Here is a 20207-nt window from a genome sequence, read left to right as displayed (position 1 = left end):
GCTCACAGACGGACAACGATCCGCCAGCTTCGTGCGACCCCGACCCCGCACGGCGGTGGAAGACTGTAGCGGTGCCCACGCCTCGAACCGACCTCCGGTCAGATGTGGGGCCCGAGAAGGCTCCCGTGCTCGTCGCCCACGTGATCGATCGCGCGCGCGCCGGAGAGCGACTGCGCGTCGACGAGGTTCTGGCCCTCGTGACCGCGGACGACACCGACCGGGATCTGTTGTTCGCCGCCGCATCCGCTCTGCGCGACGAGGGCCTCGCTCTCGCCGGGCGCCCCGGCGTCATCACCTACTCGCGCAAAGTGTTCGTGCCGCTCACGACCCTCTGCCGCGACCGCTGCCACTACTGCATCTTCGTCGACACCCCGGGCCAGCTGCTGAAGAAGAACAAGCCCGCGTACATGTCGCCGGAGCAGGTGCTGCAGGTCGTGCGCCAGGGGGCAGCACTCGGATGCAAGGAGGTACTGCTGACCCTCGGCGACCGCCCCGAGGAACGCTGGCCCGAGGCGCGTGCGTGGCTCGATGAGCACGGGTACGCGTCGACACTCGACTACGTCGCCGCGATCGCCCGCCTCGTGACGGCCGAGACCGGCCTGCTCGCGCACCTGAACCCGGGCGTCATGCACGCCCATGAGCTCGAGGCCCTCCGACCGACCGCCCCGTCGATGGGGATGATGCTCGAGACGACCTCTCGCGCCCTGTTCGAGACGCCGGGCCAGCCGCACTTCGGCTCTCCCGACAAGGATCCCGCGCTCCGCCTGCAGGTGATCGAGGATGCGGGGGCTGCCCGCATCCCGTTCACGACCGGCATTCTCGTCGGCATCGGCGAGACCCCGCTGGACCGGGCGGAGTCGCTCATCGCGCTGCGCGACGCCCAGGAGCGGCACGGCCACATCCAGGAAGTGATCGTGCAGAACTTCCGCGCGAAGCCGCGCACCGCGATGCAGGACGCCCCGGACGCGGACCTCCTCGAGTACGCGACCGTCGTCGCCGCGGCGCGGATCGTGATGGGCGCGCGGATGCGGATCCAGGTGCCGCCGAACCTGTCGGACCCGACCGAGTTTTCCTTGCTCGTCGGCGCGGGGATCGACGACTGGGGCGGGGTGTCGCCGCTGACCGCGGACCACGTGAACCCCGAGCGTCCGTGGCCGCACGTCGACGATCTGGCGGCGGCGACCGCATCCCTCGGCTACGAGCTGCGCGAGCGCTTGACCGCCCACCCCGAATACCTCGCCGATCCCGAGACCTGGCTCGACGCGGCGATGCACGCACCGGCAGCCGCCCTCGCCGACCCCGCGACCCACCTCGCTCGCACCGCACCCCCTGTTCAAGGGACCCGAAACGCGGCGTCCGCGGGCTCCGGGGCGCAAAGAGAGTCCCTTCAGCAGGGAATCGGCGCTGTCGATCATGTTCAGGGGACCCGAAACGCGACGGTGAGCGCCCCGAAGCCGCAAGACGCGTCCCTCGAACACGGGACGACGCGCGGCACGAACATGGGCGACACGCACACGGGCACGGGCACGAGCACGGGCACGAGCGGCACACACACGAGCATGAGCGGGGCACACGCGGGCACGGGCGCGCACACCGTGCGGGGGCTGGCGGAGCGGGCGGCCGCCGACCCGCTCGCGCTCGACGACGCGGAGTGGCAGCGGCTGCTCGAGGCGACGGGCGGCGAGCTGGATGACCTCGCACGTATCGCCGACGACGTGCGCCGCTACACGGTGGGCGAGGCGATCACGATAGCCGTCAACCGCAATCTCACCTCGACCGGCTTCCGCGCCGCGGGAGCACAGACGACCGACCAGTTCGACCTCGCGGATGCGGCAGCGATCGCCGCGGATGCGTGGGACCTCGGCGCGACGGAGCTCTGCATCCAGGGCCTGATCGCGCCGGATGAGGCCCCGACGGCCTACCTCGACATCATCCGCGCCGCGCGCGCGGCCGCCCCCGGCATCCACCTGCACGCCTACCGTCCGCAGGATGTGCAGGACCTCGCCGCTCGCAACGGCCTCACGCTCGACGAGGCCCTCGCCGCGATGCGGGATGCGGGTGTCGACACCGTTCCCGGCACCGGGATCAAGGTGCTCTCGGAGCGGGTCCGCGGGCTCATCGCCCCCGGCGACCTCGAGATCGACCGTTGGGTCGACACGATCACGGCAGCCCACCGTGCCGGATTCCGCTCGACGAGCGTGCTGTTCTACGGCCACGTCGAGACCGCGGCAGAGCGCATCGCCCACCTCGGCGCCCTCCGCCGCATCCAGTCCGAGACGCGCGGGTTCACGGAGTTCGTTCCGATTCCCCTCCCCGGGCCCGCGGGCGGCGTCGGCTTGGTCCCCGGCCGCTCCGCGCTCGACGAGCACCGCGCGATGGCGGCGGTCGCACGCCTGCTCCTGTCGGGCAGCATCCCCCATATCCAGATCCCGTGGACGCGGCATGGGCTCGAAACGAGCGCCGTTCTGCTCCAGTCGGGTGGCGACGACCTCGGCGGCACGCTGCTCGACGGCGGCGTGCGCCCTGAGGCCGGCATCGAGGCGGGCAACGAGCTTCCGCTGACGGATGCGGCGCGGGTCGCTCGACGTCTCTTCCGCCCGCTGCGCCAGCGCACCACGGTCTACGGCGAGCCGCCGGACGAGCGCAAGGCGGCGGTGCGATGACGCGCGAGGTCGATGTCGCAATCGTCGGCGCGGGTTTCGGCGGGCTCGCGATGGCCTCGGCACTGCGGCGAACCGGGCGCGAGTCGTTCGCCATGCTTGACCGGGGCGCCTCGGTCGGCGGCACCTGGCGCGACAACACGTACCCCGGTGTCGCGTGCGATGTCCCCTCTCACCTGTACGGGCTCGAGAACCACCCGTGGCCGGACTGGTCGGGACTCTTCGCCCGCGGCGACGAGATCCACCGCTACCTGCAGCACATCGCGGAGGCGGAGCAGCTCGGCGAACGCCTTCTCTTGGACACCCCGCTGCAGTCCGCGGCGTGGGACGGCGAGCGCTGGGTCGTCGAGACCGGACGCGGCGAGGATGTGCGCGCCCGCCGCCTCGTGCTCGCGTGCGGGCGACTGACGGAACCGTCGATCCCCGAGATCCCTGGACTCGAGAGCTTCGAGGGGCCGCTGTTCCATTCCGCGCGCTGGGACCACACCGCACCCCTCGCCGGCCGGCGCATCGCCGTGGTCGGCACGGGCGCGTCCGCCGTGCAGCTCGTGCCCGCGCTCGTCGCACAGGGCGCCGAGGTCGTGCTGTTCCAGCGCACGCCCGCCTGGATCGTGCCGCGCGGCGACGTGGACTACACGGCAGCCGACCGGCGCCGCTTCGCCCAGCATCCGGACGAGCTGGCGCAGCTGCGCGACGAGCTGTACCGCGAGGGCGAGGAACGCTTCGCCTCGCGCTCGGGCGATGAGGATGCGGCGCGCGCCGCCCGCGCGGTCGCGCTCGCCCACCTGGAAGCCCAGGTGGCGGATCCGGCGCTCCGCCGCGCGCTGACCCCCAACTACGCCTTCGGGTGCAAGCGCGTGCTGCTGTCGGACGAGTTCTACCCTGCCGTCGCCTCGGATGCGGTCGCGTTCGAGCCGTCGGCGCTCGCGCGCGTGGACGGCGGCGAGCTGGTCGCCGCATCCGGCGCCCGCTACCGGGCAGACATGCTCGTGCTGGCGACCGGCTTCGCCGCATCCGAGCAGCCGTATGCCGAGCTCGTGACGGGCGAGGAGGGCACCACGCTCGCCGAGCACTGGAGCCAGGGGATGACCTCCTACGCCTCCACGGTCGTCGCGGGCTTTCCGAACCTGTTCGTGCTCAACGGCCCCAACGCGTCGCTCGGGCACAACTCGTCGCTGCTGATGCTGGAGGCGCAGGCGGAGTACGTCGCGCGCTGCCTCGACCGCGCGGGCGACGGTGTTCTGCGGCTGCGCCCGGATGCGGAGCAGGCGTACACGGCCCGCATCGATGCGGCGGCCGCATCCCGCCCCTGGCTCACCGGCGGCTGCGACAACTGGTACGTCGACGTCCGGTCGGGCAGGCTCACTCTGCTGTGGCCCGACACGGTCGACGCGTTCCGCGCCATGCTGGATTCCACCGACGGGTCGGAGTTCCTCCCGGCCCCACTGCACCGCGACGCGTCGCGGGCGAGAGGAGAGTCATGACCGTTCCCCTGCGTCTGGGCTACAAGGCCTCGGCCGAGCAGTTCTCCCCCGATCGACTCGCCGACTTCGCCGTGCTGGCGGAGGAGGTCGGGTTCGACTCGGTCTTCATCTCCGACCACTTCCAGCCGTGGATGCACGAGGGCGGCCACGCCCCCGCGGCGCTGCCCTGGCTCGGGGCCGTGGGCGCGCGCACCTCGCGAGTGCTGCTGGGCACGAGCGTGCTCACGCCCACGTTCCGCTATCATCCGGCCGTCGTCGCGCAGGCGTTCGCGACGCTCGGGGTGATGTTCCCCGGGCGCGTGATCCTGGGCGTCGGCACGGGTGAGGCGCTCAACGAGGTGACCCTGGGTCTCGACTGGCCCGAACCGCCCGAGCGCTTCCAGCGCCTCAAGGAGGCCATCACCCTCATCGAGAAGCTGTGGGCCGGCGAGCGCGTCACTTTCGAGGGCAACTTCTGGAGCGTGAGCGACGCGACGGTCTACGACCGCCCGACGACCCCGGTGCCGATCTACATCGGCGCGGCGGGGCCTGCGGCCACGCGTCTGGCCGGGCGCATCGCCGACGGCTTCATCACGACGAGCGGCAAGGACCCGAAGCTCTACACGGACACGCTGCTTCCGGCCCTCGCCGAGGGCATCGAGAAGGCGGGACGCTCCAGCGACGACGTCGACACCCTCATCGAGGTCAAGGTCTCGTACGCCGCCGATCGCAAGACGGCTCTGGAGAAGACGCGCTTCTGGGCTCCGCTCGCGCTCAGCGCCGAGGAGAAGATGGGCATCCACGACCCGATCGAGATGCAGCGGCGCGCCGCGGAGCTTCCGATCGAGCGCGCCGCATCCCGCTTCATCGTCTCCACGGATCCCGACGAGCACGTCGAGCAGATCGCCCGCTACGTCGACCTCGGCTTCCAGCACCTGGTGTTCCACGATCCGGGTGAGGACCAGGAGCAGTTCCTGCGCACCTACGGCGAGGAGATCCTTCCGCGTCTGCGCGCGCGCTTCGCGTGAGCCTCGACTGGACGGTCGTCGTCCCCCTGAAGGCGGCGGCATCCGGCAAGTCGAGACTGGGCGCGAGTGCCGACCTCGTGCGGGCGATCGGGCTCGACACGGTGGCGGCGGCCGCCGAAGCGGCGCGCGTCGTCGTCGTGACGGCCGATCCGCAGACGGCGGCGGATGCGGCAGCGATCGACCGCGTGACGGTGGTGACCGAAGAGGAGCCGCGCGGCTTGAACGCGGCGATCGCCCTGGGCATGCGTGCGACGGACGGTCCGCGCGCGGCGCTCCTCGGCGATCTCCCCGCTCTGCGCCCCGACGACCTGAGCAGAGCACTGGATGCGGCCGCGTCCGTCGACCGCGCCGTGGTCGCCGACGCCGAGGGAACCGGCTCGACCCTCGTCACCGCGCGGGCGGGGGTGGCGTGGGAAAGCGCGTTCGGCGCGGATTCCCTGGCCCGCCATCTGGCGCTCGGATGCGTGCGGCTGGACGTGCCGGAGCACTCCTCGCTGCGCCGGGATGTCGATACGATGGCGCAGCTCGTCGAGGCTGCCGCGCTGGGACTCGGGCCCCGCTCCGTTCGGTTCTCCACAGGTAGCTCCCTTTCGCAGGGAGGCCCTCGCCGAGAGGCGTAACGTGCCAACGGTGAGCGACGATTTCATGCGGGACGCGGACGCGTCGATCGCCCGCGTCGAGCAGCAGATCGCGGCCGCCCAGGAGCAGGCGCGGCGCGGCCAGCAGTTCCAGCGCGACGTCGCAGACGTGCGTGCCACGGCCGGCTCGCCCCGGCGTGAGCTTCGCGTGACGGTCGACGCGTCGGGCCGCTTGCTCGATGCGGACCTGTCGGATGCGGCGATGGAGCTCTCTGCGCAGGCTCTGTCCCGCTTGCTCGTCGACACCGCCCGCGCCGCACAGCGCCAGGCGGGTGAGCAGGCGGTGCGCATTGCCGCCGAGCTGTTCGGCGAGCAGGCCGGCGCCACCGAACGGCTGCGTGCCGAGATCGCAGACGCCCTGCCGCAGGGCGGCGGTACGAACGTGCGGTGGGCGTGATGGCCGATCACATCGCCCTCGACGGCGACCTGATCGCCGCGCAGGCGTCGCGGGTCGAGCTCGTGGCATCAGATGTGTCGGTCGCGCGGGATGCGGCCGGCTCCACCAACATGAGCGGTGGCGCGTTCGGGGTGCTGTGCTCGTTCCTCGTTCCGCCGGCGCAGATCGCGGCGGCGATGGCGCAGCAGGCCATCGGCTCGGCCGAGCAGATGCTGCGCCGATCGGCGGCCGAGCTGCGCGGCGTCGGCAGCGACATGGCCTCGTTCGAGGATGACGTGGTGCAAGGCATCCAGACGCTCGGTCAGGGACTCGGTTGAGCACCGTGAACGTGCTGGTGGCGGCGCCGGTCGACACGGCGACGCCGTTCAGCGGCGCGGGCCTGCTCGATTCGGGCAGCCAGCTCGTCGCCGCGGTGGACTCCGGTTCCTGGGTCGAGGGGGGCCTTGCAGGCGTCGGCTTCGCGATCGATGTGGCCGCGACCGCGATCGATCCGCTGGGGTCATTGATCGGGGCGGGTCTTGGCTGGATCATCGACCATCTCGAACCGTTGAAGGGCTGGCTCAACGACTTCGCGGGCAATGCGGGCGAGGTCGCTGCCTTTGCGCAGACGTGGTCGAACATCCAGACCCAGCTCGAGACCTCGGCGCAGGAGCTCGCCCACGTGGTCGGCCAGGTCGACGAGATGTCGGGCGAGGCGATGGCGGCCTACCGCCGGTTCCAGCAGGATGCCGCGCGGCATCTGTCCGGGGCCGCATCCTGGGCCGGGGCGATGTCGACGGGTCTGCAGATGGCGTCGACGATCGTGCAGGTCGTGCACGATCTCGTCCGCGATGTGCTGTCGCAGCTGGCCGGCGCCATCATCTCGTGGGTCGCCGAGCTGGTGGTGACGGTGGGCCTGGCGACGCCCGTCGTCATCGGCCAGGTGACGACGCGCGTCAGCCAGCTCGCGACCACGGTCGGCGAGACGGTCACGAAGGTGCTGCGCTCGTGCAAGAACCTCGGCAAGCTCCTCGACGACCTCAAGGGCCTGCTGCAGCGGGCTGGCGATTTGTTCAGCAGCGTGCTGAAGGGCGGCGCTTCGGGGCCGTCGGTGCGCGTGCCGGACGGGGTCACCATCCATGCCCGCGTCGGTGAGCCGCTCTCGCCCACCGACCTGAAGAGCATGATCGACGAGGGGTATCACACGTCGATCTTCAGCGACAAGGTCGTGCAGCATTACGACCACTCGGCGGCGACGCTCGGCCGCTCGGGCTCGGATGTGTGGGCGATGCCGACGGAGGATGCGGCCAAGATCCACACGCCCGCGCAGGCGGCGCGCGAGACCGGCATGGCGCCGATGGCACAGGACGCGTACCTCAACGGCGGCGACATCTACGCCGTGCACTTCCCGGTCGACCCCAGTGAGCTGCGCCGTCCGACGGTGGCGGATTCCGGCGGGTGGGAGCACTTCTATCCCGACCCCACGAACACGAGCACCACCTACGGCCACACCGCCGTCAACACGGGCACGGGTGCGTACCTGGTGAACTCCACGCGTGAGACGCTCATCGCCGGCGGCGACGCGATGCGCAGCAATGCGGTGCTGACGAAGCTGGAGAATGGAGCGTGGGTGCTCGTGAGACGGTATTGAGCGCCGCGACGGAGCTCGGATGCCCCGTGTGCCGCGAGGGTGCGTACAGCGGTGGGCAGCCGCGCTTCGTGACGTCGACCTCGCCGGTTGACCTGCTCTATCGTTGCGAGGTGTGCCACACGTGGTGGTTCGACAACAGTCGAGGACTGCGTCCGATGACAGACGAGGAGGCGCGGGAGCGCTTCCCGAACGAGGTGGGCAATGACTGAACCGACCGTCGTCGATCTGGCGATTCTCCAGGCGCGCGAACAGCGCCTCACAATGCAGACCGTGCTGTGGACCTTCGCCGCATCCACCGTCTACGTGCCCAGCGGCGGCGACCCCGGCGAAGACTTCCGGGGCTTCCAGCCGGTGTACTACCCGGGCGCGTCCGAGCGCGTGCTGGCCGTGTTCACCGACCCCGACCTCGCGAGCGAGCTCGACGCCCTCGCCCCGTGGATGGTGACGTTCACGGGTGCCGACCTCATCCGTCGGATGCCGGCAGGCGAGGGACTCGTCGTGAACGCTGGTTCGAGCGTGGGCTTCGAACTCCCCGCGGCTGGCCTGGCCGCCTTCCGGCAGGAACTGGACGGCGCACGGGGTCTCGCCCAGTCCTGACCCAGACGCAGCCCGCTCCGCGGGGAGCCGCTAAGGGTTCGCCTGCCGCGACCGGTTGCCCCGCCGCACCAGCACCACCGCCACGACCACACCCACCACGATCAGTACGAGCACGCCGACCGCGATCCCGATGATCACGGGCAGGAAAGCAGCGATCCCCTCCGGCGAGGGCTGATCCGTTGCCGGAGGCGGCGCCAACGCCGCTGCGGCCTCATCGATGTCCTCCTGCGTCGGCCCGATCCCTTTTTCCAACAGCGGATTGACGTCCTCGTACTGCGTGGGGTCCTTGCTGAGCGTGTGACGCAGTGATGCGACGCCGTATCCAAACCCGTCGCTCTCGCTGTACTGAACCGCGTGATCCTCGGAACCCGTGTTGCGGGTCAATGACTGGATCAGTTGATTGCCGGTCGCGTCCGGGTACTTCTGCTTCGCCGCAGCAAGAATCCCCGCGACCAGCGGCGTCGCCAAGGATGAACCCGTTGCTCGCCCCGACACATCCCATGACCCCGAATCCGAACCATCGCCAATCGTTGCGATGTTCACCCCCGGAGTCACCACCGTCGTGAAGGCAACCTGGTTCTCCACACCCAGTGCACCCATCGGAAGCTTCTGCTCCGAGTCGACGGCGCTTACACCGACCACGGTGTTGAGCCCCGCCGGGTTGAGGCCTTCCTTGAAAACATCATTCGGATTCCCTGCGACGACTGGGACCTTCTTGGCCGCTGCCTCCGCGAGAACCAGATCGCCGGGGAGAGTCGCATCGCCCTCGACCATCGAAACCGACACGATGTCGGCGCCGTCATCGAGCGCGCGTTTCACCATCCACATGATCGGAGTCAGCTTGGACTCAGCGACCTCCGGCAGCGGATCGCAGTCCGCGGTCGCGCCGACGCCATAGAACATGACCGACGCATCCGGAACGATGCCCTTCGTGCCGGCAACCCCCGTACCATTGCCGATGAGCATCGCCGTCACGGTCGACCCGTGCTGAGCACCAGCACTCGCAACCGACGTCGACGGATCCTTGCCGACACACGCCGACCCATCGGCTACGGTCAGATCCGCGCCCTGGAAGTCGGGCAAGTCCGGATTGATCTGCGTGTCGACGACCGCGATCTTCACACCCTTGCCGGTCCACCCCTCCGCGTGCACATCCGCGACACCGTACGCGTCGTACCACCACTGGCCATCGTCCGCAGCGGATGCGACTGCGGGCGACGCGGCGCCCAAGACGGCCGCGATCGCCAGGAACGCGGTCACAAGATAAGCGCGAGACGCTCGAGTTCGCATCTCTTCTCTCCCCCCCCCCCCCCGGAAGCGGCATCGGGGAGCGAACGCTCGTTCGCTCCCCGATGCCGAGATCAGGCCGCGTCGACCCGCGGCTTCACCGTCTCATTCAGCGCTGGAACAGCTTCGCCGAGTTTCGGTCGGTGGTGACGTAGTCCTCCGCGATCGACTCGGTCGCCGACGCGATGCGCGCGAGCACGGTCTTCATGTGCTCGAACTCCATCGACCAAGCCCGCTGCGCGTTGTCATAGGCCACTCGCGCCGCGCCGTCCCAGTTGCCGCGGAGGCGGTTCGCCTCCTGCTCGAGAGCACGAAGCGCACCCTCGATACGCTGCGACTCGCGGCGCAACTCACCTGCGGATGCGGTCAGTGCCGCCGGAGTGATGCTCAGATCGCCCATCTCACACTCCTCCCATCATCGCGCCCAGGCCACCGATGGTGGACTGGTGCTGCTCCTCCAGAGCGTTCTGCGAACGCTCCGTGGAGCGCAACGCCTCCTCCAGGTGGACCAGCGTCTGGTTGATCTTCTGCGCGCCCGCCGTCCACGTCTGCATCATCTGCGCGTAGGACTGCGAAGCCTCCCCCTGCCAGATCGACTGGATCTGGTCGAGCTCAGCGATCACGCGTCGGGTGCTGTCGGCGATGTCGAGGTAGGTCGCGGAGACCGCCTCGGCACCGCGCAGCAGCGCCCCCTCTTCTGCGGAGATCTTCTCGCTCATGTGTCAGTCCCTTCCCCCTGCGCCCGCACCCTCGGAGCGAGGGCCGAACTCTGCATCGTCTTCGATCGACGGCGCGATCGGCCCGCCGAGTCCGCGACCCTTCTTGTCGCTGCGGCCTCCGCCGCCAGCACCCGCACCGGCCCCGCCGCCGCCCATCATGCCCGTGGCGCCGCGCGAGCCGCCTGCGGCTTCACCCGCCGCACCGGCACCAGCACCGGCGCCGCCGACACCACCCTTGCCGAGCAGACCACCACCCGCGCCGCCTCCGGCGTTGGCGGTGAGGCCACCACCGAGGCCACCGGCACCGCCGCGCGCGGCAAGGCCTGCGCCACCGAGACCACCGGCACCGCGAAGGCCACCGAGACCACCAGCCGCAGCCGCTTTACCGAGGCCACCCAGAGCCGCAGCACCACCGGCACCTGCCATGAATCCGCTCGACAGACCCCCGGAGCCTGCGCCGCCGGAACCGACCCCGCCGAGTCCGGAGCCGCCCGACCCGCCGCCGGGCATCGTTCCCAGCCCGCCGCCGGGATATTGGCCGACGCCACCGTCCACCGGGCCGTCGGGGTGCACGATGACGCCCGGGGCCGGCAGCGCGTCTACCCAGGCGATGGGCCGTGTGCCCGTGGGGCGGTCCTCCGGCCCTCCCGACCACCACTGGGGATCGCCACCGTCAGGGTTGGGCCGGATCACGCCACTCTGCCCCGGAGGCACACCGATCGGGGTGTTGTAATCCGGATAGTTCTGGAAACTGGGCGCGGACGGACCACCTGTGTCGATGTTCGTGTCGCGCAGGTCGTCGGGGATGTTCGGGATGCTGCCGTAGACGTTCTCCATCTCGGGCAGAGTCGGGAACGCGCCAGCGTCCTGGTCGAGTCCGTTGCTCACGGCCTCGACGGCGGACTTGGCCTGGGCCTCGCGCTGGGATCCGAGGAACCAGTTGGCGGCCGCGATCGCTCCTTCACCGGCGATCACCGAGAAGCCCGGGAAGACGATCGTCGCGCCGGCAGCGGCATTGCGGATCGTCTGCTGTGCGTCTGCGCTCAAAGAACCGGAGTCGAGCGCATCAAGGTGTCGCTGGGCTTCCTCACGTCGGCGGTTGGCGTCCGCGATCGAATTCGGAAGATCCTGCTGGACGTAGCGTCGCAGCTCTTCGATGTCCGCCTTGGCCTTCTGCATCTGGTCCACGGCGTCACGTTCAGTCTGACCGGTGAAGCCCGTCTCGCTGGCCACGCGGTTCATCAACGTGGTTAGCGATGACAACGCCGGTCCGATGGCCGAGAGATTCGGCATCTGCCATTCCGGGCCCTCCGCGAGGTTGCGGAGCCGCTGCTCCCATTCGCTCATGACTGCCCCTTTCGCTGGGCGCGATTGCTTCTTCGAACGAGCACGACGGTGACGATGACCCCCGCGATAATCAGAACTCCTACGCCCACTCCGACACCGATCAGGATGGGCAAGATCGAGCCCGAGCCCTCCGGCGCAGGCTCCTGAGAGGGCTGCGGCGACGCCAGTGCGGCAGCGGCTTCATCGATCTGCTCCTGGCTGGGTCCGACGCCCTTGGACATCAGAGGATTGACGTCTTCATACTGCGTCGGGTCTTTGCTCAGCGTGTGACGCAGCGACGCCACACCGTACCCGTACCCGCCGGTGTCGCTGTACTGCACCTCGTGATCCTCGGTACCTGTGTTGCGCGTCAGAGACTGGATCAATTGATTGCCCGTAGCGTCCGGGTACTTCTGCTTGGCCGCAGCGAGGATCCCCGCCACCAGCGGCGTCGCCAACGACGTTCCTGTCGCGCGGCCCGACACATCCCACGAGCCCGGGTCGGAGCCATCGCCGATCGTCGCGATGTTCACGCCTGGCGCCACCACCGTCGTGTTCGTCACGGCGTTCTCGACACCTAGGGCCGCAATCGGAAGCTTCTGATCGGAACCGACTGCGCTCACACCGATGACGGTGTTCAAGTTGGCCGGATAGCCACCCTCTTTGAACACATCGTTCGGGTTCCCCGCGACCACGGGCACCTTCCTGGCTGCGGCCTCGGCGAGAACGAGATCGTCCGGAATACCGCCATCGTCGGTCACCATGGACACCGAGACGATGTCGGCGCCATCCTCTACAGCACGCTTCACCATCCACATGATCGGCGTGATCTTCGATTGCGCGATCTCCGGCAGAGGCTCGCAACCCGCCGTCGCGCCGACTCCGTAGAACGTGACGGACGCATCCGGGACGATTCCCTTCGTCCTTGCGACGCCTGTGCCGTTTCCGATCAGCATGGCCGCCACAGTGGAGCCGTGCTGAGCTCCCGCACTCGCCTCCGTCGATGAGGGCTCGGTACCCGCACACGCCGATCCCTCGGCCACCGTGAGGTCCGCTCCTTGAAAGTCGGGGAGATCCGGGTTGATCTGAGTGTCGACCACAGCGATCTTGACGCCCTTACCCGTCCATCCCTCGGCGTGCACGTCGGCAACGCCGTAGGCCTGGTACCACCACTGTCCGTCATCATCTGCAGCGGCCGCGGCTGGTACCGCCACGCCCACCATCAGCAGGCCGACGCACGAGAGCGCGATAAGGCCGCCGAGGTACGGGCGAGACCGAGCTCGCCTGCGGGACCGGTTCACCACGCTGTGGGGGTCGGACCGGAGGTCGGCGCGGGGGCGGACGTGGGGGATCCTCCGGTGGAGGTGACCGGTGCCGGAGGGTTCGCCACGGATGCGTCGATGAACGCGGACGCGCGGCGTGCCGCAAGGGAGGTGTCGCCGTCGGTGCTCTGCAGAGCGTCGGCCGCCTTCTGCAGTGCCTCGGCGTTCGTCTCGACGTATAGCCGCACGAGCTCGGTCTTGCGACCCACCCGTTCAGCCAACCTGGAGAGGCTGTTGAGGTACGTCTGCTGGGCCTGCTCCTGCTGGGCTCCTTGGACCTGCGTGACCTGCGCGCGATCAGGAATCGCGGACGCCTGCTCCTGAAGACGAGCGATGTTCTGCGCGAGCTGCGCGAGATCCAACGCGATCTGACTGATGGAGCTCATGTGTTCCCCTGGAAAGTCTGTATGTGAAAGCCGGATGCGGGCCGGCGCGGTTGATCACCGGCCGACCCGCAACACGAGGTGTGTCAGAGCGCGAAGCGCCCGGCGGCCGAACGGTCGGTCGAGACGTAACCCTGCGAGATCTCTTCGGTCTTCGCCGCGATCTGCTCGAGGAGCGTGTTGAGGGCGATCAGCGACTGGTTCCACTTGCGCTGAGCGTCGTCGTAGGCGTTCTGCGCCTCACCGTTCCAGGAAGAGCGGAGCTTGCCGACCTCGGACTCGAGGGTCTCGAGCTGAGACTTGATCCCGTTGGCGCCGCCGCGGATCTGCTGCGAAAGCGCGATGACCTGCTCGGGACGGACGGACATGGACTGCATTGACGTTTCCTTTCCGAAAGCCTGCGCCGAAGCGTCAGGCACCCATCATCGAGTTGAGACCGGAGATCGTCTGCTGGTGCGACTCCTCCGAGGCGGCCTGGTCGCGCTCGGTGCCCGACAGGGCCTCCTCGAGCGTCACCAGCACCTCGTTGAGCTTGGTGGTCTCCTGGTTCCACCGCGCCATGAGCTGTGTGTAAGCGCCGGCTGCGGCGCCCGTCCAGAACCCGGAGACCTGCTCGATCTCGGAACGGACCTTCTTGACCTGCTGGTCGACACCGGCCTTGGCCGTGTTGACTGCCTGGGCGCCGCGCTTGAGAGCACCCTCTTCAGCGGAGATCACATCTGCCACGACTTCCCCCTCATCCCTCATCATCGGCGTTCCCGCCAGCCGGCCGCTCTTCGCGAGGTGAAGGGCGTAGGAAACCGACCGATCTAAAGCTAGGGAGGTTTTCGAGGGGTGGGCAAGCTCTCCACAGGGCATTGCCATGAGACTTCTCTCACGTTATAACCCACCTTCTCCTCATCGTCCAGCAACCATGACCGCGGCACGCGGGACCATAGAATGGCCGCGCGCGAGGACAGCGCATCATTCGCCCGAGCCGGAGGGGGAGCCCGCACCGTGGCCCAGACGATCAGCGCGCCGCGCGCACTACTGCGTATCTCCGTGCAGAGCGAGGGGCGCCGACTCGACATCGGCGTTCCTGCGCACGTGCCGCTGATCGAGTTCATGCCCGGTTTCGCCCGCAGCCTCGGTGTGCTCGACCCCACGATGACCTACGCGGGCTACGCGCTGCAGAAGGCCGACGGCACCGTGCTGGATGCGGCGCAGGGCGCGGCGTCGCAGGGCGTGTCCGACGGCGACGTGCTCACGCTGGCGCGTGGCGGGCTCATCGCCCAGCCGCGGGTCTACGACGACATCGTCGAGGCGGTCATCGACGCGACCGGACAGCAGAACCGGCCGTGGACAGCACGAGACAACGCCCGCACGGCTCTGGCGGTCAGCCTCACCCTCCTCGGACTCTGCGCGCTTCTCCTTCTGGCGGCCGGCCCCTCGCTGGGGCTCGGTGCGCTCATCGCCGGCGGCGGAGCCGTCATCCTCGCGACCGTCGCCGCCGTCGTCGCCCGGCTCGGGCAGCTCGAGGCAGGCCAGGGGCTGGGCATTGCCGCATCCGTCTTCGCCGCCCTGTCGGGGTACCTCGCCGTCCCCGCATCGCTGGATCTGTGGGGCTGGCCACTCGCCGCCGCGGGGCTCGGAATGCTCGTCGTCGGAGGAGCCACGCTCGCACTCATGCCCGACCGGGCCGAGGTGCAACTCGTTCCCGTGGCGTTGGGCGGAGTGGTCGGCATCGCCGCCGCCATCACGGCGCTGCTGCCCGAGGGCACGGTGGGCCCCTATGCGCTCATGATCGGCATCGTGGGCACGCTCTCGGGCACGCTGCCCTGGCTGGTGCTCAGCTCCACCCGGCTGCGCGTGATCTCACCGCAGAGCGACGCGGACATGTTCGCCGACCCGCAGCCGATCGACGCCGCCGACGTGCGGGCACGCACGGCGCGCGGTCAGCGCACCCTCGTCGCCCTGCGCGTCGCGCTCGGCATCGCCGTGCTCGCCGCGACACCCCTCGTCGCCTCCGACGGCGTCGTCGGGGCAATCCTGTGCACGCTCGCCTTCCTCGGCATGATGTTCCCCTCCCGCCAGACCTACGCCCGCTCGGGCGTGCTCGCCATCATGGCCGTCGGCACGGCAGGACTCGCGGCATCCGGCCTGACGATCTCGCTCACCCAGCCCGAGCTGCGCACGGCGCTGCTCATCGCGCTCGGCGTCGCCGCGGCGATCGTGGTCACCGTCACCCTGCTCTCCCCCAAGGCGCGCACGCGTCTCGCGCGGGTGTCCGACACCGTCGAGCTCGTGCTGCTCGCGCTCCTGCTGCCGTTGGGCGTCATCGCGGCGGGTCTGGCCTGATCGATGGCGACCAAGAACGACCTCATCGAGGCGCAGACCTTCTCGCGCCGCCGCCTGCTCACCGCCTTCGTCAGCGGCGCCCCCGGCGGCAAAGAACTCGAACCCACCGCTCCGCTGCGCGCCGTCATCGCCGCGATCGCGCTCACCGTGGGCGTCATCCTGGTCGGCGTGTTCTACGGACTCATTCGACCGGGGCTGCCGAACGGCTGGGACAACGGCAAGCTCATCATCGTCAAGGACACCGGGTCGCGCTTCATCACCCAGGACGGCGTGCTCTACCCCGTCATCAACACCGCGAGCGCGCGCCTCATCCTGCCCTCCAGCGACTTCCAGGTGATCGACACCGATCAGCAGAATCTCGAGGGAGTCCGCCTCGGTCCCACGCTCGGCATCGTCGGCGCACCCGACGAGATCCCCACGCCCGCCGGCCTGACCAACAGCGGCTGGGGCGCCTGCGTGACCGACGATGCCGCATTGGACGTGCGCATCGGTGGCACTGCCCCCCAGGAGGCGAGCGGGCGGGCCGTCGTCGTCGACGCCGCCGGTTCGCGTTACGTGATCTCCGACGGGCTGCGCTTCGCGGTCTCCAAGAACGACGGCGACGCGATTCTGCGCGCCGCCGGCATCGGCACGCTCAACCCGGTGAAGGTCCCGGTCGACTGGCTGAACCTGTTCACGCCGGGCGCGGACCTCACCCCCCTGCGCGTATCCAACGCGGGCGCAGCCGTGCAAGGGACATCGCTGCGGGTCGGTGACGTCGTGCACGCCACGGGCGAGCCCGAAGACCGGCGCTCCCTGGTGCAGTCGGACGGCACCCTCGCCGAGCTCACACCGCTCGCCTGGCAGCTCTACCAGCTCGGCGGACAGACCTCGCAAGTGCGCGAGGTCACGCAAGCCGAAACGGGCAGTCTTCCCTCCGCCGACAAGCGTGCCGGCGGGGCGGACTGGCCCACGCAGAGCTTCACCGCCATCGACACCGACGACCGCCCCTGCGCCGCACTCGTCGGCGACAACACCGAGACTCGCACCGTGCTGGCCACTCAGCCACGGTCGGACAGCGTCACCGCGCAGGTGCGCGTGACCGCAGGTGCCGGCGCTCTGGTGCGGTCGGGCGGTCGCGGCGACCAGAACACCGCACTGGTGACGCTCGTCGACGCAACGGGCACGTCGTACGCGCTGCCCGGCGCCACCGAGGAGACCATCGCACGGCTCGGGTTCACTCCCGACGACATCGGCACGGCCGCAGACGTCTGGATCGACCTCCTACGCACCGGACCGGCACTGACGGAGGCCGCTGCCGGCATGTCGACCGATGGTTCGCAGCCGATGCCCACGCCGACGGCAGGAGGTTGATCGCGTGCGCTCCGCACACGCGATGAGCCCGCGTCCGCTGCGACGAGTCGCGGCCGCGGCCTGCGCTGCGGCCCTGGCGGGCGTGCTGCTGGGCGCGGTCCCGGTGGAGGCACCTGCCGCATCCGCACAGTCATCGCAGGGCTGCAATGCGGCGACGCGCATCGGCGCAGCACCCCCGGCCCTGTCGATGCTGCAGAGCGAGCTGGCGTGGACGATCACGAAGGGCGCGGGCATCACCGTCGCGGTCGTGGATTCGGGCGTCCTCGCGATCAACCCGCATCTCGTTGACGCGTTCGCGGGCGGGGTGAACCTCGTCGGCGACGGCCAAGCACCCGACGGCTCGACCGATGTGTACGGACACGGCACCGCCATCGCCGGGCAGATCGCCGCACGCAAGCTCGACGCCTCGGGTGTCGAGGGTCTCGCCCCGGAAGCGAAGATCCTTTCGGTGCGGGTCTTCGCCAGCGACGACAAGCAGACGGTCGAGGCGGGCTTCGGACCACAGATCGGCAAGTTGGCCGCCGGCATCCGCTGGGCGGCCGACGCCGGGGCACAGATCATCAACGTGTCGATGAGCACGACCGACGACGTGCCGGAGGTGGCGGATGCGGTCTCCTATGCGACCTCTCGGGGCAGCCTCGTGATCGGCAGCTCGGGCAACCGCAACAACATGCTCTCCTTCGTGCAGAGCGACGCCGATGTTCCGCGCTATCCCGCGAATTATCCCGGTGTCTTGGGTGTGTCCGCCACGGACCTGCAGGGCGTCGTCACCGATGACAGCATCCACGGCTCTCATGTGGCCATCGCCGCTCCCGGACAGAGCATCATCACGACGTCACAGCTCGGCGGCGACTGCGTGTATGCCGACGCCGCCCCGGCCACCAGCTACTCCGCGGGATACGTGTCTGCGGCGGCAGCGCTCGTAGCGGCCGCGCACCCTGACGAGACCCCCGCCGAGTGGGCCTACCGTCTCACCGCGACGGCCGTGCGCAGCGACCCCGACACCCGTGACGACCGAGCAGGCTGGGGAGTTGTGCAGCCTTACGACGCCATCGTGATGCAGCCGGGGCCGGGACTTCGCGGACCTGCGAGTCCGTTCCCCGGGAGCGAAGCGGGCGCGCCGGAGCAGCCGGCTGCGGATCCCGTCACGGTGGTGCACAAGCCGGCGCCCGACGAGGAGGCGATCCTCTTCGGGACCACGGCCGCCGTCGGGGCGCTCATCGCGATCGGCGGCGCCGGGGCGCTCGGGGTGTTCGTCTCACGGCGTCGGCAGGCGGCGACGGCGGCCGCGCAGCCGGTCCGGCACGGCGGAGGGCTGTACCGCGACGACGCACCGCGCGACTGAGAGAACCGGTCAGCTCGCTCGGCGAAGCTGCACCACGGCGTCGCCGAGTACGAAGCGATCGGTCACCGGGGCGGATCCGCCCGCCGCGACGGCCTGCTCGGCGCCGGAGGCATCCAGCAGGCTGACGCCGTTCGTGGAGCCCAGGTCGGTGATCGTCCAGGCCGTGCCGTCCCAGACGAGACGTGCATGCTCCTTCGAGACCGTGCGAGCCTCGTCGGTCACGGCGACGTACTGCACACCGCTCTCCGCAGCGCGAGGATTGCGCCCGAGCACGAGCGCTGCCGAGGCGACGGCGACGATCTCGCCCGAGGGGAGCGCGAGCGACCATCCGGTCGGTGCGGACGTCTCGTCGGCACTGCGTCGCGCGCGACGCGTCAGAGGTGCGGGTTCCGGCTCCACCGCGCCGGAGCGCAGGACCGGTGCAGGCTGGGCGGGCACGGACGACTGCGCGCTCTGCGGCTGGGCGACCGGAGTCGGCGGCGCCGCGACGGGGGCCGCCGACGGGGCGACGGGGGCCGGTGCGGAGGCGACAGCCGGCGCGGGGAACGACGGCGCACCCATGGGCGGCGCCGCCGGAGCCGGAGCCGCGGGCGCGCCGCGGCGCATGGGGCCGTATCCACTCGGCGCAGGCGCCGGCATCGCGGCAGCGGGAACCGCGCCGGGCGCCATCGGGGCGGGAGCGACCGGGGGCACGGGCGGCGCGACGACCGCATCCGGGATCGCGGGCGGGCGCTGCGCGGGCGGGGCGACGGCGAACACGGGCGCGGGGCGCCCGGGCGCGACCGCGGGCTGCTGGGGTGCGGCGGGCGCGCGGCCACCGGAGAGGACCGCTGCCCACACGGGCGGCAGCAGCACGCCCAGCACGGTGGTTCCGGCGCCGCGGCCCGCCGCGCCGTTGATGCGGTGCACGGCCATGATCTTGAGGATCAGGGCGTAGACGTTCACGAAGGGCACGAGCAGCAGCGCGGCCTTGACGGGGTCGACGTTGCCGAGCCGGAAGAGCTCCGCCTCGTTCATGATCGGAACCCAGGCCCGCCAGGGCTCGGTCTCTCGCTCCTGGAGCACGCGCGAGAGCCCGATGGCGTACCAGACGTGCCAGCCGGCGGCGAAGATGCCGCCGATCACGGCGACGACGATCACGACGGTCAGCACGACCGAGCTGTCATCCACGGATTCTCCGTCTCCCCTCGGGCCGCGCGCTCGAGGGCCCTCTGTCCACGCTACCGGCCCATGTCGGAGGGACGTAGCCCCTTGCCTTCCATCAGCGGAGCCACCTCGAACTCGTACCCGGCCGCGACGAGCGCTGCCGCCCCGCGATCGAGAGCGTCGGCAGTATGGTGCAAGGCGACGATGCTTCCGTGTGCGAGCCGGTCGAGCATGATCACGAGACGGGTGCGCCCCGCATCCGGCTCCGCCGTCAACGTCGCCCGCGCCTCGAAACCCCATGACCGCATCCCGGGGATGAGCTCGACGCCGACGACGTTCGAGGCGAGGAAGCGCAGCGCCGAGCCGGCCTTCAACCGGCGCATCGACGGCGCATCGACGGCGCAGAGTCGATCATGCGGTACTTCGCATCGACCAGACCGCGAGCGAAGGCGTCGAGCGCGACGGATGCGGGCGCCGTCGTCGACACGATCCAGGTCGGCGTGATGAAGGGGCCACCCCCGGTCGGGAAGTGGCTCGCGGCATCCGTCTCCACGCGCCCGCTCCGACGCCTACCGG

General features: G+C 70.1%; 23 protein-coding genes. 12 read left to right on the top strand and 11 right to left on the bottom strand.

The window, feature by feature from the left end; translation table 11 throughout:
* The first annotated feature begins 71 nt into the window (after window positions 1-71).
* From cofG to SK224_RS12255, 9 genes are read left to right on the top strand one after another with little or no spacing between them, the layout of a single operon-like run.
* Window positions 72-2663, top strand: coding sequence for a 7,8-didemethyl-8-hydroxy-5-deazariboflavin synthase CofG (cofG, locus tag SK224_RS12295; protein ID WP_320434965.1), 2592 nt, complete (start codon window positions 72-74; stop codon window positions 2661-2663).
* Window positions 2660-4144, top strand: coding sequence for an NAD(P)/FAD-dependent oxidoreductase (locus SK224_RS12290; RefSeq protein WP_320434964.1), 1485 nt, complete (start codon window positions 2660-2662; stop codon window positions 4142-4144). The genes cofG and SK224_RS12290 overlap by 4 nt, the downstream gene beginning before the upstream one ends.
* A complete protein-coding gene (gene fgd, locus SK224_RS12285; protein WP_320434963.1) occupies window positions 4141-5151 on the top strand; it encodes a glucose-6-phosphate dehydrogenase (coenzyme-F420) in 1011 nt (336 codons plus the stop codon). Before SK224_RS12290 ends, fgd begins: the two co-directional genes overlap by 4 nt.
* The gene (gene cofC / locus SK224_RS12280) at window positions 5148-5771 is read left to right on the top strand and encodes a 2-phospho-L-lactate guanylyltransferase (protein WP_320434962.1); all 624 of its coding nucleotides are present in this window, start codon (window positions 5148-5150) and stop codon (window positions 5769-5771) included. The genes fgd and cofC overlap by 4 nt, the downstream gene beginning before the upstream one ends.
* Before the next feature lie 10 nt (window positions 5772-5781).
* Window positions 5782-6186 carry a YbaB/EbfC family nucleoid-associated protein gene (locus SK224_RS12275; RefSeq protein WP_320434961.1) on the top strand — a complete coding sequence of 135 codons (405 nt, stop codon included), beginning with the start codon at window positions 5782-5784 and terminating at the stop codon, window positions 6184-6186.
* Window positions 6186-6503 (top strand): hypothetical protein, encoded by a 318-nt coding sequence (locus tag SK224_RS12270; RefSeq protein WP_320434960.1) that lies wholly within the window; start codon window positions 6186-6188, stop codon window positions 6501-6503. Before SK224_RS12275 ends, SK224_RS12270 begins: the two co-directional genes overlap by 1 nt.
* Window positions 6500-7816, top strand: coding sequence for a hypothetical protein (locus SK224_RS12265; protein ID WP_320434959.1), 1317 nt, complete (start codon window positions 6500-6502; stop codon window positions 7814-7816). Before SK224_RS12270 ends, SK224_RS12265 begins: the two co-directional genes overlap by 4 nt.
* Window positions 7792-8025, top strand: coding sequence for a hypothetical protein (locus SK224_RS12260; protein ID WP_137418815.1), 234 nt, complete (start codon window positions 7792-7794; stop codon window positions 8023-8025). The genes SK224_RS12265 and SK224_RS12260 overlap by 25 nt, the downstream gene beginning before the upstream one ends.
* Complete coding sequence (locus tag SK224_RS12255; RefSeq protein WP_320434958.1) at window positions 8018-8413, top strand: SseB family protein; 396 nt, start codon at window positions 8018-8020, stop codon at window positions 8411-8413. Before SK224_RS12260 ends, SK224_RS12255 begins: the two co-directional genes overlap by 8 nt.
* 30 nt (window positions 8414-8443) lie before the next feature.
* Here SK224_RS12255 and SK224_RS12250 read toward each other — a convergent pair whose 3' ends face one another.
* From SK224_RS12250 to SK224_RS12215, 8 genes are all read right to left on the bottom strand, one after another.
* On the bottom strand, window positions 8444-9673 hold the full coding sequence (locus SK224_RS12250; protein ID WP_320434957.1) for a S8/S53 family peptidase: 1230 nt from the start codon (window positions 9671-9673) through the stop codon (window positions 8444-8446).
* A gap of 136 nt (window positions 9674-9809) precedes the next feature.
* Window positions 9810-10100, bottom strand: a complete 291-nt coding sequence (locus SK224_RS12245) for a WXG100 family type VII secretion target (protein WP_243226584.1) — start codon at window positions 10098-10100, stop codon at window positions 9810-9812.
* A gap of 1 nt (window position 10101) precedes the next feature.
* A complete protein-coding gene (locus tag SK224_RS12240) occupies window positions 10102-10419 on the bottom strand; it encodes a WXG100 family type VII secretion target (RefSeq protein WP_320434956.1) in 318 nt (105 codons plus the stop codon).
* A gap of 3 nt (window positions 10420-10422) precedes the next feature.
* Window positions 10423-11766 carry a hypothetical protein gene (locus tag SK224_RS12235; protein WP_320434955.1) on the bottom strand — a complete coding sequence of 448 codons (1344 nt, stop codon included), beginning with the start codon at window positions 11764-11766 and terminating at the stop codon, window positions 10423-10425.
* Window positions 11763-12968 (bottom strand): S8/S53 family peptidase, encoded by a 1206-nt coding sequence (locus SK224_RS12230; RefSeq protein ID WP_320435634.1) that lies wholly within the window; start codon window positions 12966-12968, stop codon window positions 11763-11765. Before SK224_RS12230 ends, SK224_RS12235 begins: the two co-directional genes overlap by 4 nt.
* Before the next feature lie 74 nt (window positions 12969-13042).
* Window positions 13043-13453: a hypothetical protein gene (locus SK224_RS12225; protein ID WP_320434954.1), complete on the bottom strand. Its 411-nt coding sequence runs from the start codon at window positions 13451-13453 to the stop codon at window positions 13043-13045.
* Window positions 13454-13536: 83 nt separating this feature from the next.
* Entirely contained in the window at window positions 13537-13818 is a 282-nt protein-coding gene (locus SK224_RS12220) for a WXG100 family type VII secretion target (RefSeq protein WP_320434953.1), read from the bottom strand.
* 43 nt (window positions 13819-13861) lie between these two features.
* Window positions 13862-14176, bottom strand: coding sequence for a WXG100 family type VII secretion target (locus SK224_RS12215; protein ID WP_137418805.1), 315 nt, complete (start codon window positions 14174-14176; stop codon window positions 13862-13864).
* A 270-nt stretch (window positions 14177-14446) separates the two neighbouring features.
* Here SK224_RS12215 and eccD point away from each other — a divergent pair, with 270 nt between their 5' ends.
* From eccD to SK224_RS12200, 3 genes are read left to right on the top strand one after another with little or no spacing between them, the layout of a single operon-like run.
* Window positions 14447-15787, top strand: a complete 1341-nt coding sequence (gene eccD / locus SK224_RS12210; protein WP_320434952.1) for a type VII secretion integral membrane protein EccD — start codon at window positions 14447-14449, stop codon at window positions 15785-15787.
* Window positions 15788-15790: 3 nt separating this feature from the next.
* Window positions 15791-17140: a type VII secretion protein EccB gene (eccB, locus tag SK224_RS12205; protein ID WP_320434951.1), complete on the top strand. Its 1350-nt coding sequence runs from the start codon at window positions 15791-15793 to the stop codon at window positions 17138-17140.
* A 4-nt stretch (window positions 17141-17144) separates the two neighbouring features.
* On the top strand, window positions 17145-18485 hold the full coding sequence (locus SK224_RS12200; protein ID WP_320434950.1) for a S8 family serine peptidase: 1341 nt from the start codon (window positions 17145-17147) through the stop codon (window positions 18483-18485).
* Between the two features lie 9 nt (window positions 18486-18494).
* Here SK224_RS12200 and SK224_RS12195 read toward each other — a convergent pair whose 3' ends face one another.
* The 3 genes from SK224_RS12195 to SK224_RS12185 are packed head-to-tail and all read right to left on the bottom strand — an operon-like array spanning window position 18495 to window position 20184.
* Window positions 18495-19655: an FHA domain-containing protein gene (locus SK224_RS12195; protein ID WP_320434949.1), complete on the bottom strand. Its 1161-nt coding sequence runs from the start codon at window positions 19653-19655 to the stop codon at window positions 18495-18497.
* A 50-nt stretch (window positions 19656-19705) separates the two neighbouring features.
* Window positions 19706-20014, bottom strand: a complete 309-nt coding sequence (locus SK224_RS12190) for a hypothetical protein (RefSeq protein ID WP_320434948.1) — start codon at window positions 20012-20014, stop codon at window positions 19706-19708.
* The gene (locus tag SK224_RS12185; RefSeq protein ID WP_320434947.1) at window positions 20002-20184 is read right to left on the bottom strand and encodes a hypothetical protein; all 183 of its coding nucleotides are present in this window, start codon (window positions 20182-20184) and stop codon (window positions 20002-20004) included. Before SK224_RS12185 ends, SK224_RS12190 begins: the two co-directional genes overlap by 13 nt.
* Window positions 20185-20207: the final 23 nt, after the last annotated feature.

The organism is Microbacterium sp. BG28, from assembly GCF_034044005.1.
Classification (GTDB): Bacteria; Actinomycetota; Actinomycetes; order Actinomycetales; family Microbacteriaceae; genus Microbacterium.
The sequence above is the reverse complement of the archived record's forward strand: the minus strand, read 5'-3'. Positions and strand labels throughout refer to the sequence as shown.